Below are 23,044 nucleotides of genomic sequence, written 5' to 3' on the forward strand. Positions count from 1 at the left end.
CCGTGTGGCATAAACTTATCGGCTCCTGAATTAATGGTAAGCAAAAAAACATTAGTTTCGCTGAAAAATTCGCTTATGCCTTGGGAAAAAAAATGGTTTCAATTTTCTGTTTTATTGTTACTTGCTTTTATATGGGGAAGTTCGTTTATTCTGATGAAAATTGGCTTAAAGAGTTTTACCAGTGTACAAACAGCATCACTACGTATAGGTTTTGCATCACTTATTCTTTTACCATTATCAATTAAATACCTCAGGCAACTTAAGCGAAAAGACCTTCTTCCTTTATTTATAGCTGGTTTTCTGGGGAATTTTCTTCCTGCTTTTCTTTTTACCAAGGCTCAAACCCGCATTGATAGTGCTTTAGCCGGTATGTTAAACTCACTCACACCTGTTTTTACGATGATTGTTAGCCTGGTGTTTTTCAAGCTTAAGGTTAAAGGAAGACAGGTGATTGGTATTTCGCTGGGTTTGTTGGGTGCTTTAGGTCTTATTACATCAGGAAAAGATGTGGCTTTGAGTAATATTAACAGTTATGCTTTTTTTATTGTGCTGGCAACCATCTGTTATGCCTTTAACATCAATGTTGTCAAGTCATTTCTGGGACATTTATCCGGGGTAAGAATAACGGCTCTCTCTTTTTTCTTTATAGGCCCGCCTGCGATAATCTACTTTTTTATGTCCGATCTGCAAGGCATAACTGCAGGTACAGATTGGCAATGGCACTTAGCCGCTTTGGCTTTGTTAGGAATAGTAGGAACGGCTGTGGCAATGTTAATAATGAACACGCTCATAGGCTATGCATCGCCGGTTTTTGCCTCATCAGTGACCTATGTAATACCAATTTTCGCTATCTCATGGGGCTTGTTTGATGGAGAAATAATCAGTGCTTTTCACCTGCTGTTTATGGGAGTTGTGCTCCTGGGGGTTTATTTGATCAATCGTAAAAAATAAAGGCTGCCGATATTTCGACAGCCCTGTACAATGTTGGATATCTTGTCAGATACTATTTGTTTTGCTCTTTAATCAGGTTTAAAGCAGAACCTGCTTTAAACCAGGCTATTTGCTGTTCGTTATACGAATGGTTAGCAATAATGACATCCTTGGAACCATCGGCGTGTACAACTTCAATTTGTAATGGTTTACCTGGTGCAAAAGCATCCAGATCAAGGAAGTTAAAAGTATCATCTTCCATGATTTTATCATAGTCGGCTTCATTGTCAAATGTTAAGCCAAGCATACCTTGCTTTTTAAGGTTGGTCTCGTGGATACGTGCAAAACTCTTTACCAAAACAGCTCTGACACCCATGTGACGAGGCTCCATGGCAGCATGCTCACGCGATGAGCCTTCACCATAGTTGTGATCACCAACAACAATAGTAGGAATGCCTTCAGCCTTATAGTTTCGCTGTGTTACAGGTACTTCATTATATTCACCCGTTACCTGGCTTTTTACCTTATTGGTTTCATCATTAAAGAAGTTAACGGCACCAATCAACATGTTATTGGAGATATTATCCAGGTGACCGCGGAATTTCAACCATGGACCAGCCATTGAAATGTGGTCGGTTGTACATTTTCCTTTCGCCTTGATCAGCAATTTTGCTCCGCTAATATTTTTTCCATCCCATGGAGTAAAAGGTGTCAACAACTGCAGGCGCTCGCTATCTGGATTAACAACAACTTCAACACCTGAGCCATCTTCAGCTGGTGCCTGGTAACCTGCATCTTCCACATCAAAGCCCTTTGGAGGTAACTCATAACCTGTTGGCTCATCTAATTTTACTTCCTCACCTTTTTCGTTCTTAAGGGTATCAGTAATAGGGTTAAAGCCAAGATCACCGGCAATGGCCAAGGCAGTCACCAATTCTGGAGAACCAACAAAGGCATAGGTGTTAGGATTACCATCAGCACGCTTGGCAAAGTTGCGGTTGAAAGAGTGAACGATGGTATTTTTCTCTTGTTTTTCAGCACCTACACGCGCCCACATACCAATACAAGGACCACATGCATTGGCATACACTTCGCCACCCATCTGGTTAAATGTGTCAATCAGGCCGTCGCGCTCAATGGTATAGCGTACTTGTTCGGAGCCAGGTGTTATTTTAAATTCACCGGCCGCTTTAAGGTTTTTCTCGGCTGCCTGCTTTGCTATCGAAGCTGCTTTTGAAATATCTTCGTAAGATGAGTTGGTACATGAACCGATTAATCCTACTTCAACCTTTAAAGGCCAGCCATTCTTTTTAGCTTCTTCACGCATTTGGGATATGGGCGTTGCTTTGTCAGGAGTAAACGGACCGTTTAAGTGTGGCTCAAGCGTATTTAGGTCTATTTCAATTAACTGGTCAAAATAGTTTTCAGGATCAGCGTAAACCGCGGCATCGGCAGTCAGGTGTTCCTTGACTTCATTGGCAGCAGCGGCAACATCGGCACGACCGGTGGCTTCCAGGTAACGGGCCATTGATGCATCGTAACCAAATGTAGATGTTGTGGCTCCTATTTCAGCACCCATGTTACAAATCGTTCCTTTACCAGTGCAACTTAAGGACTCTGCTCCATCACCAAAATACTCAACAATGCATCCGGTTCCACCTTTTACTGTCAGCAATCCGGCAACTTTTAAGATAATATCCTTGGGAGCAGTCCAGCCATTTAACTTACCTGTTAGTTTAACACCAATAAGTTTAGGGAATTTAAGTTCCCACGGCATACCGGCCATGACATCGACGGCATCGGCACCACCAACACCAATGGCAATCATACCTAATCCACCGGCATTAACAGTATGGGAATCAGTACCGATCATCATACCACCCGGAAAGGCATAGTTTTCAAGGACCACCTGGTGAATAATACCGGCACCTGGTTTCCAGAAACCAATGCCATACTTATTTGATACTGAACTTAAAAAGTCGTAAACCTCTTTGTTGGTAAGCTCGGCTGTGGCCAAATCTTTATCAGCGCCAACCTTGGCCTGAATCAAATGATCGGCATGTACTGTAGAAGGAACTGCTGCTTTTGATTTGCCCGCCTGCATAAATTGCAACAGTGCCATTTGTGCAGTGGCATCCTGCATGGCAACTCTGTCCGGGTTAAAATTTACGTATGAGGCACCTCGTTCATACGCACTTGCCGGCAAATTATCAGCAAGGTGAGCATACAATATTTTTTCTGTTAATGTAAGCGGTTTGTTAAGCATTTGGCGAGTTTTTTCAACTTTGCCAGGTAGCTCACTATACACCTTTTTAATCATTTCAATATCAAAAGCCATTTTACTATCGGTTTAATATTATTAGTTTTGATTTACTAACGAATTATAAGGACAACAAACTTACTAAAAAACTACATAGTTATTGTCATGTTTGTAACAGTTCAAAACGCTTTTGGTTGTCTAGTTGGCAGAGGATGTAAATACTTTTACTAACTTGATGCCTGAATTTAACTATAGCCGAATCTGCCATCATGAAGTTGACATTAGTTTATGAAAATCTTCGCATTGCTCTTGGTTCTATCCGCACAAATCTTTTAAGAACCATTTTAACGATTCTTATTATTGGTATAGGACTAACAGCCTTGATTGGGATATTGACTGCTATATCATCTATTCAGGCAGCTATAAGCAATAAGTTTACGGGCATGGGAGCCAACTCCTTTACCATTGAAAACAGGGGTATAAATGTACAGATAGGCAAGCGTAAATTAAGAAATAAACGCTACGGCTCAATTACCTTCAGGGAGGCCATGCAGTTTAAGGATGAATTTGATTTTCCGGCTGTTGTTGCAGTTTCGCATACAGCGACAGGAGCTGCAACTGTTAAGCATGAATCAGATAAATCGAATCCCAATGTGATGGTGATTGGAGTAGACGAGAATTTTATGGATGTTGAGGGGCATACAATTTTGCGTGGGCGAAACTTTACACAACAAGAGATAAAGGATAACCGCTATGTCGCGGTATTAGGCAGTGCATTGGCGAAAAAAGTTTTTCCCAATAGTCAAAATCCGCTTGATAAGGTAATCGTTTCAGGAGGTGCCAAATATCGTGTTATTGGCGTTTTAGAAGAAAAAGGCGCAGGTTTTGGCTCCCAAAGCGATAACATATTACTGCTGCCGATCACGAATGTACGCCAGGTATTCAGCCGGCCTAATATGTCGTATAAAATAGTCGTAAAAGCGAACGATAGTCAGCAGGTTGATGCGGCGATCTCTGAAGCAACCGGTGTATTCAGGATTATTCGTCGTCTGACGGTTCATGATGAGGATAATTTTAATGTCAACAAAAGTGATAACCTGTCGCGCTTGTTAATTGAAAGTACAGGGCAGGTAACAATCATTGCCTTTGGAATTGGAGTGATAACATTGCTGGGAGCAGCCATTGGCCTGATGAATATTATGCTGGTTGCCGTTGCCGAGCGTACCCGGGAAATAGGTATTCGAAAAGCAATTGGAGCAAGCAGTAAAGCCATACGTAATCAGTTCTTATTTGAATCCATAATTATTGGTCAGATTGGTGGTATAGTAGGTATAGTAGTGGGTGTTATGGTCGGTAACCTTATGTCAATGGTGATGAAATCCAATTTTATTGTACCCTGGCTTTGGGTGATAGTCGGTGCTCTTGTATGCCTTGCGGTCGGTGTACTTTCGGGATTGTTACCGGCATTAAAGGCTTCTAAATTAGATCCTATTGATTCGCTTCGTTATGAATAAGCTGATTTTATTGTTCTGATTATCGTACTGAATATTAAACAAAAGTACGGTTTCTAAGTTTCTTTAATAAAACAGCTTAATGACTTGAGCTATTATTTGCTTTTGGTTTATTTAAGGTGTTAGAAACTTAAAGTGAGCAACAATGGCATTTTACCAGTTTCAACGACGTCAACTTATACAAGCATCTTTAGAAGATGTGTGGACTTTCATTGCTACCCCGTCTAACCTGAATAAGATTACCCCGCCATCAATGGGCTTTGATATTCTAACACCTGATCTACCCTCACTGATGTATGAAGGTATGATCATTCATTACCGGGTTAAACCTTTACCATTCTACAATACAGAATGGGTAACAGAAATAACCCATATCAGGCATGGAGAGTACTTTGTTGATGAGCAGCGGGTTGGTCCCTACAAATTATGGCACCATATGCACCGCTTGCAGGAAACCACCAGTGGTGTTGAAATGACAGATATCGTCAGTTATCAATTGCCGATGGGAGTGCTGGGCCGATTGGGGAACCAACTGCTTGTTAGGAATCGCCTGAATCAGATATTTGAATATCGGGAAAAAGCCATCATCAAATACTTTGCTGAATATGGTCAGTTGCACATTTAAAGTACCAAGTTATGCATTACTCAATCCTTTTATTGCTGGTTATTATGAACACAACAACTGTTAAAATGCTCCACGATTTTAATAAGAATGATGATTTATCAGCCTGGACAATTGTGAATGATGGTGTTATGGGAGGACTGTCAAAGGGCAATATTAGCATTAATGGTGAAGGACACGGGGAGTTTTCTGGTTATATATCACTTGAAAACAATGGCGGTTTTTCATCCTTGCGTACAAGGTTTGCGCCTTTAAGTGTTGTGGCTTTTCAGAAAATTATAATACGAGTTAAAGGAGATGGTAAACGTTATCAATTGAGAGTTAAAACAGATACTTACGATGCACATTCGTATATTACCTATTTTACAACTTCAGGACAATGGGAGGAAATTGAACTGGATCTTGAAACTTTTTATCCATCATTCAGAGGCAGAAAATTGGCAATGAGTAACTATCCTAAGCTTGAAATGGAAGAATTGGCATTTCTTATAGCCAACAAAAAAGAAGAAAGCTTTCTGCTTCAAATTGATTATATTCAACTGAAATAATTAGTGGTTTTATTGGCAATAGTGATATTATTCAGAAAAAATGACGATAAAAAAGTCTTTTTTTGCGCAAAAATATTGACAGGGGTGGCATTATGGCTTATACTGCGTGGTGTTTAAACCAAATCGTCATATACCCTTGTAAAGAGATAAAGCAGGTTATCATTAGTTGTTGAAGGTTTATTAATAAGTAGGACAATTTTTAAATCTTTACTTTTGGCTTAGGGAACTTAAACGGATAGAACTCGTCCAGATGCTATTGATACCTGTTTTAATTATTTTCTCTCATGCTATTTTCCTTGATTTTAAGGTTTTGATTCTGCCATGTATTTAAAAGATAAGTACATAGTCGTTACTTATTTGTTTTTTGAATGTCTCAACTAAATCAAGATCAGTAATTGTCATCATAATTTTTTACTTGTGAATTAAAAAAAAAGAGTCACCTGTAAGAGGTTGATAGGCAGTATTATGGTTTGATTTTCCAAGTGTATTCACAGACCTTACTTGCTAAAAAATGTAATCGTCTTTGCAACTTTTACAGTTTAAATACCGTAACAAAAGGAAGATGTGAAAATTCCTAAGGGGGTTAATAGTGAAGGTGGTTATACTTATTGTAAAAATTGGTAATAACAAGTGAGAGTTTGGACGGTAACTTACTTCTCACCTAACATTAACCATAATGAGAAGAATATGTATTTATCTTCTGCTACTTATGTTTTATACAACAGTAAGTGGTCAGATTGGTCGTGAATTTTGGTTTGCAGCTCCCGATGTATGGGAAGGCTGTGGTGATGAACCTGTTGTTTTAAGGGTTACTACCTTTGATGAGGCAGCGACTGTTACGATTAGTTTACCTGCCCAGGGTGGTAAGGTATTAGGCACACACACAGTAGGTGCCCACTCTCATTATGGCTTTCAGCTTAATAAGAGTGATGTCGAAAAAAGCCCGGCTAACCAGGTAAATAACAAAGGTATTTTAATAACGGCCAGTGCCGATATTGCAGCCTATTATGATGTCAGTGCTGTTGATAATCCTGACAAGTTTATCCTTAAAGAAGATAATGCTTTGGGATTTGAATTCTTTATTCCATCGCAAAATGTATATGCCAATAATTCAGAATACAGCAGTAATGCCAATGAGAAAGCTGATATTGTTGCCACCGAAGATAATACGACGGTAACCATCACCCCATCTGTAGATATTACCGGTCATTCTGCCGGTAGTTCGTTTGATATTATTCTAAACCAAGGACAGACATATTGTATTGAATGCAGGGATATCACATCAACAGGCTCTTTGGCAGGAACTCACGTCACTGCCGATAAGCGTATTGCAGTCACCATATCAGATGATGCCATTATTGAAGATATTGACAGTTTTCCCAATGATTTAATCGGAGATCAGCTGGTACCTGTTAATGTGATTGGTAATGAGTATGTGGCTATTAATACCAGTAAGGCAGCATCGAGCTATAAAAATCAAAACTCCGTTCAAAAGGTTTTTGTAACAGCCATTGAAGATAATACTCTGGTTTTTACCAATAATACCACCAAAAATACGAAAGCATTAAACAGAGGGGAGATCGCTGAATTTGATATCTCAGACCATGCCCTGTATATTTATGCCACCAAAAGAGTGTATGCCTATCAGCTTACGGGCCTTGTTAATCCAAATGCAGCAACTATTGCCAATGAAATGGGTAGTGCTATTTTACCAGCATACAGCTGTAATGGCTCCAACAGTGTTTCATTTACACGGGTTTTTAATCGCGATTTTTGGGTTAACATTATCATCAAACGCAAAGATGTCAAGAATTTTAGCTTGTATGATAATACCGGTCGTGATATAAATGTTGGCAAGTATATTAATAGCTGGCAAACAGTACCTGGGCAGGATACAGGTCAGGAAGCGTGGGTGTGCTGTGCCGTTAACTTAAATAGCTTAAGTACGGGTGTACCTTATCGTTTGGAGAATTCAACAGGTTTATTCCACTTGTGCATCCTCGATGAAAGTGACTCGGATATTTCAGGTGGTGGTGCCAGTTTCGGTTATTTCTCTTCTTATAATTCCTTTTATGCTGGTGGAGCCGGTGATAAGTGTCTGGGCGAAAATATTCAGCTGGAAGCTAAAGAAGGCATGGGATCTTATACCTGGTATTCAACTGCAACAGGCAGCCAGGTATTATCAAATGACAGAATTTTTACGGTAACAGAACCAGGTACATACTGGGTTGAGGCAGAAACTGCATTCGGAGGTTGCATTATTGCAGACACTTTGGATGTTAATTTTTTGTTTCCTGAAGTAGAGTTGGGGAATGATACCCTTGTGTGTGAAGGCGAAGTGATCGATTATGCCATAGATAATACCTATGCATCTTACTTATGGAGCAATGGTGATAGTGATGCTGAAACACAGTTTTTTGCCGATGGAACAAGCTCTGAATTGAGCGTTGTGGTTACCGATGCAATGGGGTGTACTAACAGCGATACTGTATATGTTGCCATAGCTCCCGTTCCTGATATTGTGCTCAGTGCAACAAGTGTTTGTGAAGGGACTGCCGTTATAAATACCACAGATTTTGAACGTTATGAATGGAGTTTTAACGGAGTGGTATTAAATTCCGATGAATCACAAAACTGGATTTATCCCACTCAGACCGGTACCTATTCGCTCACTGTCTGGACATCGGAAGGATGCTCGAAGACAGAAACAATTGATATAACTGTTATGGCTGCACCTGTTTTGTCTCTTGATGATCAAACAGCGTGTGAAGGCAATGTGGCAATGCTTACTGCGCCGGCCGGATATACTTCATATAACTGGAGTACAGGAGAAACAAGCCAATCAATAAGTGTTAGTTCTTCAGCAACATATACCTTGGAGGTAACTGATGCCAACGGGTGTGTTGCCAGTGATGATGTACAGGTTACCTTTTACGAGCCATTGGCTATTGATTTGGGGCCAGACCGGGAGGAGTGTGTTGGTATCTCCATCAGTATTGCGAACGAGTCAAATTACACCAATTTTAAGTGGACATTTGAACCGGACAGTAACCCGGGTACAACAGTTGATTTAAATCCTTCACCTGCTTACCAGTACGATATTCTTAACTCAACAATTGATAATAGTGGTTTGTACAGGGTTGAGGCAACAGATATTAACGGGTGTCCGGTAAGTGATGAGGTGGTGTTTACGTTTCAGACTGCAAACCCTGTTGACTTAATAATTACAGAGAACCTTTGTGCTGGAAATACTGTAGATGTAATTGCCAGCCCGGGATATGATACTTACTCGTGGACTATTGACGGGGTCGTAAGACCGGAATTCGATAACCAGAATCAAATTACAAATGTATCGTCTGAAGCTGTTTATGAAGTGATTGCCACATCGGGTACATGTCAAAAACGCAATCAGATTACCGTTGATGAACATGAACTTCCTGTAGTTACGCTTCCAGCCGTATTTTCTCTTTGCAATGGTACCTTTAAAGAGCTTAGTGTTGAATCATACAGTTCGCCTGCTTCCGCTGCTTTTGATTACTTGTACTGGAATGGAGATGACAGCAGGCGCCATAGTGATTGGCAAACGGCCAGTTTGGAAGTTAATGCTCCCGGAACATATACAGTAACTGTAGTTGATGAGTTTGGTTGTGAGGCCGCTGATCAGGTTGATGTAAGTGCTGTTGCTCCTGTCAATGTTGAACTGGGACAACCGCAGACAGCCTGTGATTATGAAAGTGTAACGCTCATTAATCCGGAGGCCGTAAATTCACAAACCTATAGCTGGTATCGTTCTTCATCATCAGGAGAAACCCTTTTGATCAATGATTCACCCCTGGATGTTGTTGAATCAGGAACCTATATCTTACGTATAGTTGATGTCAATGGGTGTGAAACATCCGATGATGTGGTGGTTAATGTCTATTCTTCACCAACAGTTGATTTAGGTGATGATGTTTGGGCTTGTGAAGATACTACCCTAAGAATTGTACCTGATGCTATGTTTGCCCGCTATGAGTGGAATGATGATCCGGTATTGGATTCTTATGAGTTACTGGTCACACAGTCGGGTACCTATAAATTGGAAGTATGGAATAATTTCGGGTGTGTGGCTGAAGATACTATTAATGTTACCCTAACTGCTGCTCCTGAGGTGAGCCTTTCAGATCAAATAGATTGTGCCGGTACTGAACACACCCTTACAGGACCATCCGGTTCATATCAGTATTTATGGAGTACTGGTGAGACAACTCAAAGTATATCTGTCGCTAATGGTCATTTTTCATTGCGTGTGACTGATGAAAATGGTTGCGTAGGCACAGGTGAGAGTTCTATTGTATGGCGTCCGGTTCCTGAAGTAGACCTTGGGCCTGACATGATTATATGCCCATCGGAATTATGGACGCTTAATGCAGGTGATGGTTATGCATCATATGACTGGCACAACGGTGAAACATCACAGTATATAACCGCCAACCTTATGGATACGGTCAATACCGTGGTGGTTACTGATGAGTTTGGATGTCAGGGCTTTGATTCGCAAACTGTAAAGCACAAGGTGGCAGCTCCTCTGGCACTGCTTAATGATACATCAATTTGCTCCCTTGAAAGCATATGGATAGATGCGGATGCAGGCTTTGATCAATATGAATGGAGTACAGGTGACATTTCACCTAATGTGGAGTTGAGTGAGGAGGGCATCTATTGGCTAAGAGCCTATGATGGTTGTGTTTGGGCTACAGATACCATGCAGCTTCTTGTTAACCCAACGCCTGTAATTGCAGCCCTTGATACAAGTGTTTATGCCCAGGTGGTTGTTTTGGCCAATGGCGGTACAATGCCTTATCAATATGCCATTAATGAGGATGATTTGCAGGAGAATAATGTGTTTTCCAACCTGTCAAATGGAGAGCATGTGTTCACCGTCGAGGATTTGAACGGCTGTATGTCTGCAGATACGATCATGCTTAATAATATACTGGATATAGAAATACCGCCGGTTTTGACCCCCAATGGAGATGGTTATAATGACACATGGGAAATTGAAGGTCTGGACAGACTGCCGGATACGATCATCAGGATTTTTGACAGGTATGGTAAGTTGTTGACTGAGTATTACGCCAGTGATCCGCCATGGGATGGCAAATATCTTGGCAAACCAGTGCCATCGGATGCCTACTGGTATGTGATACAATTGATGCCAGTCAATAAAATTTTGAAAGGTCACCTGACGATTAAGCGATAACCTTAACAGAGATATTGTGCGGAAGATTACAGTTATACTATTCTTATTATTTCTGTTTGTGAAGCCTTGTTGTTCGCAGAAATATTATCTGACAAATCAATATGTATATGATTTGTTTCAGATGAACCCTGCTGCTGCAGCTTTTCATAAAAACTGCGTTACTGCCACCGGTATTTTTCAGAAACAATGGTTCGGAACCGACCTGGCTCCTACATACCAGTTGTTTAGTTTTCAGATACCGGTAATGCAGCAGTTAGGCTCTGGAACCTATGTTTATAATGACAGAAACGGTTATTACAAGGAAATGGGTTTGCACCAGGCATTTTCCTATGAGTTACAACTTAAAAAATCTAAACGAAGGGCGATAACCTTATCATTTGGATTGGCTTTTACCTTAGAGCAAAGTTCCCTGCAAATAGAAGAGCTGATGGATCCTGACTATTTTGATCCTGTTATATCAGGAAGTAATGAAAGCGGATGGGGCTTCAATGCCAGTACTGGTATCCTGCTGAAGTATAATGATTATCATATAGGTCTTGGAGTAACGAATCTGCTGCCACAAAACAACCCGATGTATACCCATGAGGATGAGCCCAAACTCACCACAGATATGCATTTTCATGCGGGCGGTAGCTATAAGATACCTGATCGTGATTTTTACATTGAACCAACTTTTCTATATCGGCGCAACATGTATGTGGACAGTAGAATGGATGCCAATCTGAAACTTTACATGCCTACACCTGATCCTGACTGGGCATTATGGGGTCTGGTTTCGTATCGTCATACCACGGAAGAAAAGATCGGTAAATCACTAGGGATGGCACTTACCGGCGGTGTTGTATTTAAGAATGTCAGTGTTGGGCTTGAGTATCAGTTTGGTCTAACTAAAGCCCGCTCGGCTTATGGAAATACTTACCAGCTTGTTATTAATTACCGCGTATGTCGTGACAAAAGTAAAAGTGCGATCCCATGTTCTATCGAAAGACGCAATAAACGCCATAACTACAAGTTTCTGAGTTATTAACCTGATGTCGACAATTAATATCGAATTCAGGTTGTTGACACATCAGATTAGCGGTACCCCTTATAGCACACATTCCCATGTATGTTAACACCCTTTAAAGGTAAAAGCAGACCGGTTGTTTGGCCTGGCATCAAAAAAAAAGGCTCCCCGAAGGAAGCCTTTTTAATATGATTGAGGGAATCAATTATTTTACTGATTCCATGTACTCGATCAATTCACATACTTTAGCTGAGTAACCCATCTCGTTGTCATACCATGAAACAACTTTTACGAATGTGTCAGTTAAAGCGATACCTGCTTTAGCGTCGAATACTGAAGTTTGAGTTTCACCGATGAAATCGTTAGAAACAACAGCGTCTTCAGTGTATCCTAAGATACCTTTTAATTCGCCTTCAGAAGCTTCCTTCATTGCAGCGCAAATCTCATCGTAAGAAGCACCTTTTTCTAAGTTTACAGTTAAGTCAACTACTGATACATCAGGAGTTGGTACGCGGAAAGCCATACCAGTTAACTTACCATTCAACTCAGGAATTACTTTACCTACAGCTTTAGCAGCACCAGTTGATGAAGGGATGATGTTCTGACCAGCACCACGTCCACCTCTCCAGTCTTTCATAGAAGGACCGTCAACAGTTTTTTGAGTTGCAGTAGTTGCGTGAACAGTTGTCATTAAACCATCAACAATACCAAACTTGTCGTTTAATACTTTAGCGATAGGAGCTAAACAGTTAGTAGTACAAGAAGCGTTTGACACGAAAGTCATATCGTTAGTGTACTTTTTGTTGTTAACACCCATTACGAACATAGGAGTGTCGTCCTTAGAAGGAGCAGACATAACAACTTTTTTAGCACCAGCGTCGATGTGACCTTGTGCTTTTTCTTTTGTTAGGAAAAGACCAGTTGACTCAACTACATAGTCAGCGCCAACAGCACCCCATGCAATGTCAGCAGGGTTTCTTTCAGCAGTAACGCGGATTTCGTCACCGTTTACGAATAATTTACCGTCTTTTACTTCAACAGTACCGTCGAAACGACCGTGAGTTGAATCGTACTTCAACATGTAAGCCATGTAATCTACATCGATCAAATCGTTGATAGCAACAACTTGAACTGTTCCTTTAGCTACAGCCTGACGGAAAACGAAACGTCCGATACGGCCAAACCCGTTAATCCCAATCTTGATTTTTGACATTTTATTGCTTTTTTAAGAATTGTTTTAATAAGGTCTTCAAAAATGCAACGCAAAAGTAGCAAATCATAATTAAATCATCAAGAAATACGAAAATGATTTTCTTAATAAAGTTTAAAATAAGGATATGAAAACTACTGGTTGGAAAACAAGCAGATAACGGTGGGGGTATAAAACAAAAAAAAGTAACATAAAAGCGAGTGTCATACTCCTTTTATGTTACTGTAATGCTTTTCTGAACTGTATTATTTATGCTCTTTCTGAGTTGTCCACAACTTCAGTAGTACTGTAAGCCGGACAATCTTCTGTGCTTTTGCATGAACTCATCCCCAACACCATCAAAAATAAAACAGCGGCAATCAACGAAATCTTTTTCATCTTAATATCCTTTACTTTGTCTGTAAAAATAGAAGATAATTCTATATCTCCAAAATATTTTAGTATTACAACATGGTAAACGCAAAATGAGTTGAAGGGTTTCATTTATTATTGGCTACTTGGGCAAAGTATGGATATCCTACATGAATAACGTTTTTTTTTACATGAATGATACAGAATAAAAAAGCCCTGTCGAAACAGGGCTTTAAAAGAGTTTAATGTCTTTATTTTTCAGGCCAGCGGATGGTTTCATCATCTACCCACTCAGGACCGATCTGAATAGAAGAAACAGCTTCTTCATCCATCCAGATATTGATATTTTCTTTTTCGAAAACGTACAACTCCTTATCATCAAAACCATCATCACTCATTTCTTCAAGATCATACTCACCCATATCCAGCTTTTCAAGCGATGTTAGGAAGTCTGCTTTGGGCATCCCAACTTTTATGGCATCGTGCAGGATAAAGTTTTCTGTTTCAAAAGAAATTTCAACTAATTTGTAATCTTCTTCCTTGTCGAAAGACATGGAAACTCCCATTTCATCGAAATAAAGTACATTAGCTTCAGCGCCCTCGCCGTAATCTTGTACTTCCGTTTCATCAGGATCGCCTAAGAAATTAGATACTTCATGTTCTTCCATCCCGAATTTGATGCTGCCGAATCCAATGTGCGGCAAAATGGCTTTTGGTGTCATTTTATTTTATAAGTATTAAAAGTTAACGTGGTAAATATAGAAAACCCCTTTGAGATAATCTACTGTTTTTGTTAATAGAACTTTAATTAGTATTGACTATAGAAAAGGTGAGAGATGCGAGTTGAGAAGTGAGCGGCAAAAACCATACTTTTTATTGCCTGGTATGTTGTATATATTCTCAACTCTCACCCCTCAACTCTTACTTTCTTATTAACATTACTTCCACTGTGGAATGCGTCCTTTTGTATATGGAGCATTCATTTGGTCCAGTAGTTGTCGTGCTTCCGGCAGTTTAGTTTCTGCAATTATTTTTACCTTCTCCAATACAGGAGGAAACTTTTCCTTCAGTATGTCAAAACTTGTTTTGGAGGTGGTAGTGATGTCAGATGTGCTGTTAATTTGTGCCCAGATTATGCTGTTCAGACGATTCATCAATGGCATATCAGCCGGAGGAATTTCTTCCCAGCTTGCTTTGGCTTTTAGACCTCTGAAAGCAAAATAGATATCATCAAGCTCCTTTTGAATGGCTTTTAACTGAGGCAATACTTCAGCATGAGCATCAGGCAGTACCAGGGCTGTCTGTTTCATTGCAGCCACTTCCTGCTTCATTTCATTAACAAGAGCAAGTGTTCCGTTCATGGCTTTTGAAAGTTCACTCACTTCCTTTTGGAAGGCTACCATGGCCGGACGATCATTGGCCGGTAATGTGGTATTGTTTAAAGCAACCACATTAAATGATTTTGGAGCGGCTAACTGCACTGCTTCGCCATTTTTTACCTGGGCGATTTCAACAGTATATTTGCCAGGAAGAACAAAAATCCCTCCCTCTGATTTTTTGAAAGGATCAAACTCTTTGGCTTTTACAATGTCTGTACTATTGTATTGTAAATCCCAGTTAAAACGAGTAATGCCCTTTGCCGGCTTTTTAGTGAAGGTACGAACCACGCTGCCCGTTTCATCTTTAATGGTCACCAACAGATATGCCGGCAATTCTTGTTCTTCGGCTTCTAATTCTGCCCATGATGGCTGAGGGATACGTTCTCCGTTTTTAAAGAGCTCTTTTTCTTTTTTACGACGGATCTGACGTTGTGTCTTTGGAGTATCCTTCTGGTAAAAAGTAAATGTGGCGCCATATTCAGGGTTGGGTGCTCCATAATAAGTGGCTCCCTGACCGTATATTTTATCCACTTGCATAAATAATGGAGCGTCTTTTATTTCAAATAAATATGCATCCTTTTCTGTTAGTTCTTTGCTTAACTCACGAAGCGGGGCATAGTTGTCAAGGACATAAAAGCCCCTTCCGAATGTTGCCATTACAAGATCATTCTCGCGTTCCTGAATAGCCAGGTCACGAACGGCTATTGTTGGGATACCGGCTTTTAATTGTGTCCAGTTAGCTCCATCGTCAATTGAAAAGAAAATACCAAACTCGGTACCTGCAAACAAGAGCTCCTGACGCTCAGTATCCTGCTCCAGGGTATGAACAGTTCCGTTTTCAGGAAGACCATTTGTGATTGGGGTCCAGCTTTGTCCTTTATCTGTACTTTTCAGGATATAAGGCTTAAAGTCGTCACTTTTCATTCCGTCAAACGTGGCGTAGACAACGTTCTCGTCGAAACGCGATGCATAAATATCACTCACATAAGTATATTCAGGAACACCGGGGAATGATGCTATTTTACGCCATGTTTCGCCATCATCTTCGGTGACCTGAATCAGGCCGTCATCTGTACCGGCATAAATCAAGCCGGCTTTTACCGGTGATTCATCCAATGAAACAATCGTATTGTATTGTGACGTTGAAACATCCTTGGCAACAGCATCGACACTCCAGTATTTACCCATCACCGGCCAGGTGTTACGGTCTGTTTGAGCCGTTAAGTCTTCTGAAATAACTTCCCAGGTATTCCCCCTGTCGGTGCTTTTAAATACCTTGTTGGCTGCCATGTAAATGGTTGTTGGGTTGTGCTTGCTAAGAATTAAAGGAGCATTCCAGTTCCAGCGGTAGGTTTTTTCATCTTTGCGAGGTTGAGGTTTCACCATAATCTTCTCACCGCTTTTTTTATCGTATCGCACGACATTACCATACTGCCACTCGCTATACACAATATTGGGGTCAGTGGGATCAACCCTTGACCAGAAGCCATCGCCAAATACTGTTACATACCATTCACCTGATGTAACACCAAACTCGGATGTATTACGTACAGGGCCACCTTGCGTGGCATTGTCCTGGGTACCGCCATAGACATTGTAGAATGGCGCGTCATTATCAACCGTAACACGGTAGAATTGGGTAACAGGCAGGTTACTGACCTGTCTCCATGCTTTACCGTTGTCATATGTAATGTATACACCACCGTCACCACCAATCATAAAGTGTTTGTTATCCCTTGGGTCAATCCATAAGGCATGATCATCAACATGGCGGTCTTTGGTGCTTAGCCTGGTCCATGTTTTACCTCCGTCACTTGTAAGGTGAGAGAATGTTTCAACTGAATAAACTTTGTCAAACTCAACCGGGTCGCAGAATATCTCGTTGTAATACTGACCACTGGAATGGTGATCACTCATCTTACTCCATGATTCACCACGATCGCTTGTGCGAAAGAAACCGCCTGATTTATTGGCAGCCTCTACAATAAGATATAAAACATCAGGGTTTTGAGGCGAGATGGCAATGCCCATGCCACCAATATGTTCAGATGGCAATCCTTTCATGATTTTGCGCCAGTTCTGACCTGCATCAGTCGACTTGTAAACCGCTGATTCAGGACCACCACCAATTTTGGTATGAACGTGGCGACGGCGTTGTTCAGAGGTGGCATATAAAATGTCAGGGTTACGCGGATCGCAAATGATGTTGTTGATACCTGTGTTTTCACTTACGTCAAGAACTTTTGTCCAGTTCTTACCGCCATCGCTTGTTTTATATAATCCGCGCTCACCACCTGGTCCCCATGCAGAACCTTCAGCAGCCACATATACTACATCAGAATTTCTCGGATCAATCAGGATCATGCCAATCTGGCGTGATTCTTTTAAGCCCATATTTTCCCATGATTTACCACCGTCAACGGTTTTGTAAACACCATCGCCATAACCTAAAGCACGCTGGTGGTTATTTTCGCCGGTCCCTGCCCAAACCACATTGCTGTTGTTGGGATCCATGGCCAGGCAGCCTATGGAGTAGGTACCATATTTATCAAATACAGGCTCAAATGTGATGCCCTTATTGGTTGTTTTCCAGATGTTACCGCTGGCAACGGCCACATAAAATTCAGAGTGGTTGTTCGGATTAACAGCAAAATCTGCAATACGACCCGAGGTAAACGACGGACCGATGTTGCGTAGTTTTAATCCTGAAACTAATTCACTGTTAATGGCTGACTTTTCTTCGTCAGCTTCTTTGTTCTTTTTTTTCTGTCCAAAAACAGAAGCATTACCAAGTAATAATGCACTCACCAAGAGGAGAGAGGTGAGTTTTCCTAATGATCGATTTATCATCATATTATGATTTGGGGTGAAAACTTAATTGATAAAATCGAAGATAGGGAAAAAATAACTATTACTCAGCTTTTAAAAAGTGAGATAGTTAATATTTGACCGATTGCTAATCCCGCCTTAATCCTCTTCATGGTTCCCGTAACCATAGCCATAACCGTAGCCATAGCCATAGCCTTGCCCGTATCCAAAGCGATTAGGCTTAACCTTAATGCCATTAATGACTACCTTGAATGAGTTGATATTCTTCTCCTGTAAGTCGCTGAATAATTGTTTCAATTGATGTTTCCGAGAGAGGTTGTGTCGAACCACAAAGAGGTGGGTGTCAGCATAAGGCAGTAATGAAATGGCGTCTGCCACCCTGCCTATTGGGGGAGTATCAAGAACTATATAATCAAATTGTTGATGTAGTTGGTTTATTAAATCTTCTATTAATGCGCTTTTTGTTAATAACTCGGAGGCATTAAGAGGCCTGGTGCCGGCAGCTATAAAATACAGGTTTTCCTGCCCGGTTGGTTTAATTAATTCATCAATGCGGGTGTTAAAACCGGTCAGGTATTCGGTAATACCCTGACAATCGTCTGTTTGTTTGTTAAGGTATAGCTCTAATTTAGGCTTGCGAAGATCAAAATTAATTAACACTACCTTTTTGCCAGTTTGAGCGTAAGATGCAGCCAGGTTGATGGACATAAAGGTTTTCCCTTCACCCATATTACCCGATGTGGTTAAGATAACATGTTTATTATTTGTGCCGTTTTGATGCTGTATATTGGTTCTTAATGACCGGAATGATTCTGCCACAAGCGAATTAGGTCGGGCTATGACAATGGCAGGATCGTACCTTTTATTATGAATGATATGTCCCATGGCAGGATAGTCAGTTATCATCTGTATATCCTCATTGCTTTGAATACGATCATTGAAAAAAAGCAACACCCAAATAAAACCGGCAGGTATAAGTAATCCGAACGCCAGGAATTTGGAGTAGATTTTCGATGGTGGTGTACTGACCAGTTTAGCCATGTCTTCACGCGCCAGATCCAGTATTTCATGACTTGGCAAGGTGGATGCTTTAGCTATTTGTAACTCCGACTTTTTCGTTAAAAGCAAAGTGTAAAGTGTTTCGTTAATAGCGTGTCGGCGTTGAATTGAAACAATTTTTTGCTGGTGTTGAGGAAGTTGACCCAGATCACCCTGTACTTCAATCAGTTTGTTCTCAAGGGTACTGATTTCATGTCTCAGCGTAGAGGCTGACATATCAAGGGTCTCAATTATGGTGCGTTTAAGCTTTTTAATTTCAGCCCTGTTGTGGGCAAGGTGTGGAATGTCTTTTTTGGTAATGCTTTCAATATCTTCGTTTTCCATGTAGGCCGAAAATAGCTGCGACAATAATTTGCTTAATTGGGGGTTGTCGAGTTTAATTGATGTTGGCGGAACTACATTTTCCAATGAATTGTTCTCATTCAGATAACTTTGCAAATAATCGTAATAGCGCAGTTGCATATTCAACTCGGAAAGCTTGGCCTGGTAAGTGTCCAGCTTACCGTATATAGCGCTTCGTTTCACCTCCAGTTCTACGCCTCCATTGTTATCGATTACTTCCTGGATAGAAGATTCGGTATAGCTTAGAGAATCATGAACCTGTAATAACTGGTCATTGATAAAATCGATGGTACGTTCTTTGGCCTTGTTTTTCCCTTCTACATCTTTATACAGGTAGGCTTGGGTTAGTTGATTAAGAAAGGTCGCGCCAATAGCTGTATTACTGGTTTTAAATGACAGGTTTAAAATGGATGATTGCGGCTCTTCCTCAATGGAAAATTGACTGAATTGCTGCACGCATTGGTGGTGGTTAAGGAATTCGAACTTAAAGCTCTCACCCTGCGGTACTGCCCTGTCTGAAGATAGGGTAAACCTGCAGATGTCGTTACTGAACGGTTCATTTAGCTTTACGATGGTGTCTATATGAGATACAATACCTCTTCTGACGAGTTTCTCAGTATAGTAGTTATACAGTGATCCGTTTTCTGTTGTAGTTTGAATGTGCACCTGATCATTGTCCAGAAACTCGATAGTAAAAGGAGTATTGATCAGTTGAGGGTGAAATACATCGTATTCAATTCTGTAAGCAGAAAGAGGATAGATGCGCCTGGGGTTGCCATACCTGTCTTCCTTATAGGCATTGATCTCGAAATTCAGATTCCTGATCGCATTTTTAATGAATTCATAGGATTTGAGAATACCTTTCTGGTTGGCGATTTTGGTTTTTGATTTGTTGAATTCGCTCAAGCCTAAAATACTGTTAGGATCAACCTGTTCCTCATCAAGCACAAGTACTTTAGTCGATACAAGATACTCAGGCAAGGTGGTGGCATTGATGTAAAATGCCGCCAGCAGAGCTATAATGACTGAAACAGTCATTATGGGCCAGTATTTACTGGCTTTGATTATTTGCTTCAGATAGTAATCAAAGCTTGCCTGAGAGCCTGTATTCGGATTCATATTATACCATATTTTAGTATGACATCAGCATTATAATATTGATTGTTATAATGCATCGTGTTTTCAACTATCGGTATTATTTAGTTATTGCATAAATGGACAACGCAATACTTAATACACCTGCAAGAAGTGCATACGGGAATTTCTCGAATGCATATGATTTAGATGTACGGGGAGCAACATATACCACATCATCAGGCAGTAAAAAGAAGTATTCAGACTCCAATAGCTTACTGTCTGTCAAATCCAGGTTTTTAACAACTGTACCGTTAGCGCTCTTTCGTACTAATCTAACTTCATCGGCCCTGGCAAATTCCTTAAGTCCACCTGCCATACTTATGGCCTGAAGTATGGTTATTTGTTCGCGGTCAATGTTGAAGTTACCAGGTTGGTTTACTTCACCTATGATTGAAATGCTGAAATTGACCAGCTTAATTTGTACTGTAACGTCTTCAAAGTATTCTTCAACGGCTGTTTGCACCGCTGTTTGGGCCTCTTCGATAGATAAGCCTTTAACCATTACCTTGTCAATAAAAGAATATTTGACATAGCCTTGCTCATCCACTTTGTATGAGTTTAAATAAATGTACGAGTCATTCATTAACTCGGGAAAGTCAGTTCTGAAAAACTTTGAGGTCTTAACATCAGAACTGTACACTTTCATGTATAGGTTATCGCCAATGTTTATCCGGTACGAATCGCGCTGTTCATTTACAAATTCGCTATCGTAACCAGGAATCGAAATAGGTTGAATCAATTCGCTTTTCTTAAGGCTTATGCACGATGTGCCAAATAAAGCCAAACATCCCAGCACAAGTAATGTAAACCTGCGCATTGTTAATGTTTCTTTCATGATATTAGTTGTTAGTTATTGTCATTTTTATTGCCTTTGCCATATCAATTTTTTCTCCATTGAGGTAGGCGACAGGGAATGATTTAGAAATTCCGATCACTTTACATTTGCTGAGGGCCAGTTGATAGGATGGACCAACTATGATTTGGTATTTATGCCAACCGTCTTCTGTTATAATTCTTAAATTATCTCCTGGCAGAAGCAGTTGATTTTTTTCTTTTTCAGAAAGAAGGTCACGGCTTGCGGCAACCTGAACCACAAAAAGCAGTTCGTCTCGCTTAGCTGTTTTTAACTCGATGTGTTTAACTGTTTCCCAAAGATTAAGGCGTTGGTCACTTTTGTAGGCCACTAAAAATGCCTGCTTACCCGGGTATTCATTGATGGTTTGGCGTGCTGATATGTAATCAGAGCCTATGGGTACCTGGTATTTATACCAGCCGTTTTCATTGGTAATTCTGTATTCAGCTTGCGTTTTATTGACGAGATCAATTTCCGACGAAGACAGCTCTGAGCGGGCTGCTGCTATCTGAATGTAGAATACAACATCGCTTTCAATACTGGTATTGTTGACTGAAGCTCTCGTTTTTACTACAGGGGTATTGTTAGAGGTGACTGGCGGATAATCTGATGATTTCGTATTTGTTGCCTGAAGTAACTCCGGGTTTTGTTTAACAACAAGCTTGTTGGCTTCGGTACTTGTGTTTTCAGCAATAAGATCTTGTTCGTTAGTGCTTGTATTTGAAGTATACGACGCATTGATATAATTGTACCACAGTTGTGTTAACGATGTTTTAGAGTAACCAATGTTATTTTCATGAATAAAATTGTCCGTTGCCTGGTCGTTTGTTGTAGCATTCAGGTTGGCAATAGCTCTTTGCAGTCGCAGGTTTACTTTTGGGGATGTTGTGTCTGATGTTGGAGTTGCAACAACAAAGGTATCTGTGTAGTTGGTAAAGGGACTATATCCTTTAATTACAGTTGTTGATGATTCTTGTTTGGGCTGTATGGTATCTGTTACAGCTTGATTTTGCGGTGCCGGTTCCAGGGCGACCGTAGCGGTGGTGTCAACCAATTCAGGTTCGGCACCAAAAAAAACAGGCACATTTGCGCTTGTGTCAACTTCCAGAGAAGTGGTATCTCTGAGGAACGCCTCAAGATTCTTTCCATTCGCTTTTTCAGCCTTAAGGATAAGGCAATACAAAGCCAGGAAGCAACATATTGCTATTGCTTTCAAATTCATAAACACTTTATTTTCCCAACGATGTTTTGTTACGGATTGATAATTCCTTTGTTACATTAAAATTGTGATTTATTATAATTTATTAAAAGTTGGTGTCTGGAATAATAAATACTATAAATATAGTTGCAATACTAAAAAGATAGTATTATAATTGTAGTAGAATATATCAGACAGCGAATGAGCATGAAACAATTAACAAAAGCGGAAGAAGAGGTAATGCAGATCCTATGGGAGATGGGAGAGGGTATTATTAAGGATATTTTAAAGGGATTTAAAGAAAAGCAACCGGCTTACAATACAGTGGCTACTGTATTAAAGGTGTTAAAAAATAAAGAGGTGGTCGATTTTAAGAAGGTGGGAAATATCTATGTTTATTTTCCTCTTATAAGCAAGGAAGAATATTCCTCATACCAGATGAAACACCTGCTTAAGAATTATTTTGGTGGAAGTTTTGCTCGTTTGGCAGCGTTCTTTGCCAAAGATAATGATATGGATATCGAACAATTGGAAGAATTATTAAAGGAAGCCAATAACTCAAATTAA

General features: G+C 40.3%; 15 protein-coding genes. 7 read left to right on the top strand and 8 right to left on the bottom strand.

Annotated features, from left to right (window positions below; genetic code table 11):
• The first annotated feature begins 75 nt into the window (after positions 1–75).
• Positions 76–951, top strand: coding sequence for a DMT family transporter (locus ACRD69_RS03130; RefSeq protein ID WP_430813607.1), 876 nt, complete (start codon positions 76–78; stop codon positions 949–951).
• Between the two features lie 52 nt (positions 952–1,003).
• Here ACRD69_RS03130 and ACRD69_RS03135 read toward each other — a convergent pair whose 3' ends face one another.
• Positions 1,004–3,268 carry an aconitate hydratase gene (locus tag ACRD69_RS03135; RefSeq protein WP_430813608.1) on the bottom strand — a complete coding sequence of 755 codons (2,265 nt, stop codon included), beginning with the start codon at positions 3,266–3,268 and terminating at the stop codon, positions 1,004–1,006.
• Between the two features lie 191 nt (positions 3,269–3,459).
• Between ACRD69_RS03135 and ACRD69_RS03140 the strand changes: the two genes are divergently transcribed.
• The 5 genes from ACRD69_RS03140 (at position 3,460) to ACRD69_RS03160 (ending at position 12,140) form a co-directional block, all read left to right on the top strand.
• Positions 3,460–4,704, top strand: coding sequence for an ABC transporter permease (locus tag ACRD69_RS03140; protein ID WP_430813609.1), 1,245 nt, complete (start codon positions 3,460–3,462; stop codon positions 4,702–4,704).
• A gap of 142 nt (positions 4,705–4,846) precedes the next feature.
• Positions 4,847–5,326, top strand: coding sequence for an SRPBCC family protein (locus ACRD69_RS03145; RefSeq protein ID WP_430813610.1), 480 nt, complete (start codon positions 4,847–4,849; stop codon positions 5,324–5,326).
• An 11-nt stretch (positions 5,327–5,337) separates the two neighbouring features.
• Positions 5,338–5,871, top strand: coding sequence for a CIA30 family protein (locus tag ACRD69_RS03150; RefSeq protein ID WP_430813611.1), 534 nt, complete (start codon positions 5,338–5,340; stop codon positions 5,869–5,871).
• 676 nt (positions 5,872–6,547) lie between these two features.
• Positions 6,548–11,113 (top strand): T9SS type B sorting domain-containing protein, encoded by a 4,566-nt coding sequence (locus tag ACRD69_RS03155; protein ID WP_430813612.1) that lies wholly within the window; start codon positions 6,548–6,550, stop codon positions 11,111–11,113.
• A 16-nt stretch (positions 11,114–11,129) separates the two neighbouring features.
• The gene (locus ACRD69_RS03160) at positions 11,130–12,140 is read left to right on the top strand and encodes a PorP/SprF family type IX secretion system membrane protein (protein ID WP_430813613.1); all 1,011 of its coding nucleotides are present in this window, start codon (positions 11,130–11,132) and stop codon (positions 12,138–12,140) included.
• A gap of 184 nt (positions 12,141–12,324) precedes the next feature.
• Here ACRD69_RS03160 and gap read toward each other — a convergent pair whose 3' ends face one another.
• From gap to ACRD69_RS03195, 7 genes are all read right to left on the bottom strand, one after another.
• Complete coding sequence (gene gap / locus ACRD69_RS03165; protein ID WP_430813614.1) at positions 12,325–13,332, bottom strand: type I glyceraldehyde-3-phosphate dehydrogenase; 1,008 nt, start codon at positions 13,330–13,332, stop codon at positions 12,325–12,327.
• Between the two features lie 246 nt (positions 13,333–13,578).
• Complete coding sequence (locus ACRD69_RS03170) at positions 13,579–13,707, bottom strand: hypothetical protein (RefSeq protein ID WP_430813615.1); 129 nt, start codon at positions 13,705–13,707, stop codon at positions 13,579–13,581.
• Between the two features lie 224 nt (positions 13,708–13,931).
• The gene (locus tag ACRD69_RS03175) at positions 13,932–14,402 is read right to left on the bottom strand and encodes a hypothetical protein (RefSeq protein WP_430813616.1); all 471 of its coding nucleotides are present in this window, start codon (positions 14,400–14,402) and stop codon (positions 13,932–13,934) included.
• 216 nt (positions 14,403–14,618) lie between these two features.
• Positions 14,619–17,909 carry a YCF48-related protein gene (locus tag ACRD69_RS03180; RefSeq protein WP_430813617.1) on the bottom strand — a complete coding sequence of 1,097 codons (3,291 nt, stop codon included), beginning with the start codon at positions 17,907–17,909 and terminating at the stop codon, positions 14,619–14,621.
• Between the two features lie 117 nt (positions 17,910–18,026).
• Positions 18,027–20,408, bottom strand: coding sequence for a polysaccharide biosynthesis tyrosine autokinase (locus ACRD69_RS03185; protein ID WP_430813618.1), 2,382 nt, complete (start codon positions 20,406–20,408; stop codon positions 18,027–18,029).
• Between the two features lie 76 nt (positions 20,409–20,484).
• Positions 20,485–21,261, bottom strand: coding sequence for a polysaccharide biosynthesis/export family protein (locus tag ACRD69_RS03190; RefSeq protein ID WP_430813619.1), 777 nt, complete (start codon positions 21,259–21,261; stop codon positions 20,485–20,487).
• A gap of 4 nt (positions 21,262–21,265) precedes the next feature.
• Entirely contained in the window at positions 21,266–22,501 is a 1,236-nt protein-coding gene (locus tag ACRD69_RS03195; RefSeq protein ID WP_430813620.1) for a hypothetical protein, read from the bottom strand.
• Positions 22,502–22,684: 183 nt separating this feature from the next.
• Here ACRD69_RS03195 and ACRD69_RS03200 point away from each other — a divergent pair, with 183 nt between their 5' ends.
• The gene (locus ACRD69_RS03200) at positions 22,685–23,044 is read left to right on the top strand and encodes a BlaI/MecI/CopY family transcriptional regulator (protein WP_430813621.1); all 360 of its coding nucleotides are present in this window, start codon (positions 22,685–22,687) and stop codon (positions 23,042–23,044) included.

It is taken from the genome of Carboxylicivirga agarovorans, from assembly GCF_050589845.1.
Lineage (GTDB): Bacteria > Bacteroidota > Bacteroidia > Bacteroidales > Marinilabiliaceae > Carboxylicivirga > Carboxylicivirga agarovorans.

Excerpts from the sequence above, each read along its gene's own strand:
- ACRD69_RS03145 (WP_430813610.1), top strand. The coding sequence starts at position 4,847 with ATGGCATTTTACCAGTTTCAACGACGTCAACTTATACAAGCATCTTTA.
- ACRD69_RS03150 (WP_430813611.1), top strand. The coding sequence starts at position 5,338 with ATGCATTACTCAATCCTTTTATTGCTGGTTATTATGAACACAACAACT.
- ACRD69_RS03140 (WP_430813609.1), top strand. The coding sequence starts at position 3,460 with ATGAAGTTGACATTAGTTTATGAAAATCTTCGCATTGCTCTTGGTTCT.
- ACRD69_RS03185 (WP_430813618.1), bottom strand. The coding sequence starts at position 20,408 with ATGAATCCGAATACAGGCTCTCAGGCAAGCTTTGATTACTATCTGAAG.
- ACRD69_RS03180 (WP_430813617.1), bottom strand. The coding sequence starts at position 17,909 with ATGATAAATCGATCATTAGGAAAACTCACCTCTCTCCTCTTGGTGAGT.
- ACRD69_RS03155 (WP_430813612.1), top strand. The coding sequence starts at position 6,548 with ATGAGAAGAATATGTATTTATCTTCTGCTACTTATGTTTTATACAACA.
- ACRD69_RS03195 (WP_430813620.1), bottom strand. The coding sequence starts at position 22,501 with ATGAATTTGAAAGCAATAGCAATATGTTGCTTCCTGGCTTTGTATTGC.
- ACRD69_RS03130 (WP_430813607.1), top strand. The coding sequence starts at position 76 with ATGCCTTGGGAAAAAAAATGGTTTCAATTTTCTGTTTTATTGTTACTT.
- gap (WP_430813614.1), bottom strand. The coding sequence starts at position 13,332 with ATGTCAAAAATCAAGATTGGGATTAACGGGTTTGGCCGTATCGGACGT.
- ACRD69_RS03175 (WP_430813616.1), bottom strand. The coding sequence starts at position 14,402 with ATGACACCAAAAGCCATTTTGCCGCACATTGGATTCGGCAGCATCAAA.
- ACRD69_RS03135 (WP_430813608.1), bottom strand. The coding sequence starts at position 3,268 with ATGGCTTTTGATATTGAAATGATTAAAAAGGTGTATAGTGAGCTACCT.
- ACRD69_RS03190 (WP_430813619.1), bottom strand. The coding sequence starts at position 21,261 with ATGAAAGAAACATTAACAATGCGCAGGTTTACATTACTTGTGCTGGGA.
- ACRD69_RS03200 (WP_430813621.1), top strand. The coding sequence starts at position 22,685 with ATGAAACAATTAACAAAAGCGGAAGAAGAGGTAATGCAGATCCTATGG.
- ACRD69_RS03170 (WP_430813615.1), bottom strand. The coding sequence starts at position 13,707 with ATGAAAAAGATTTCGTTGATTGCCGCTGTTTTATTTTTGATGGTGTTG.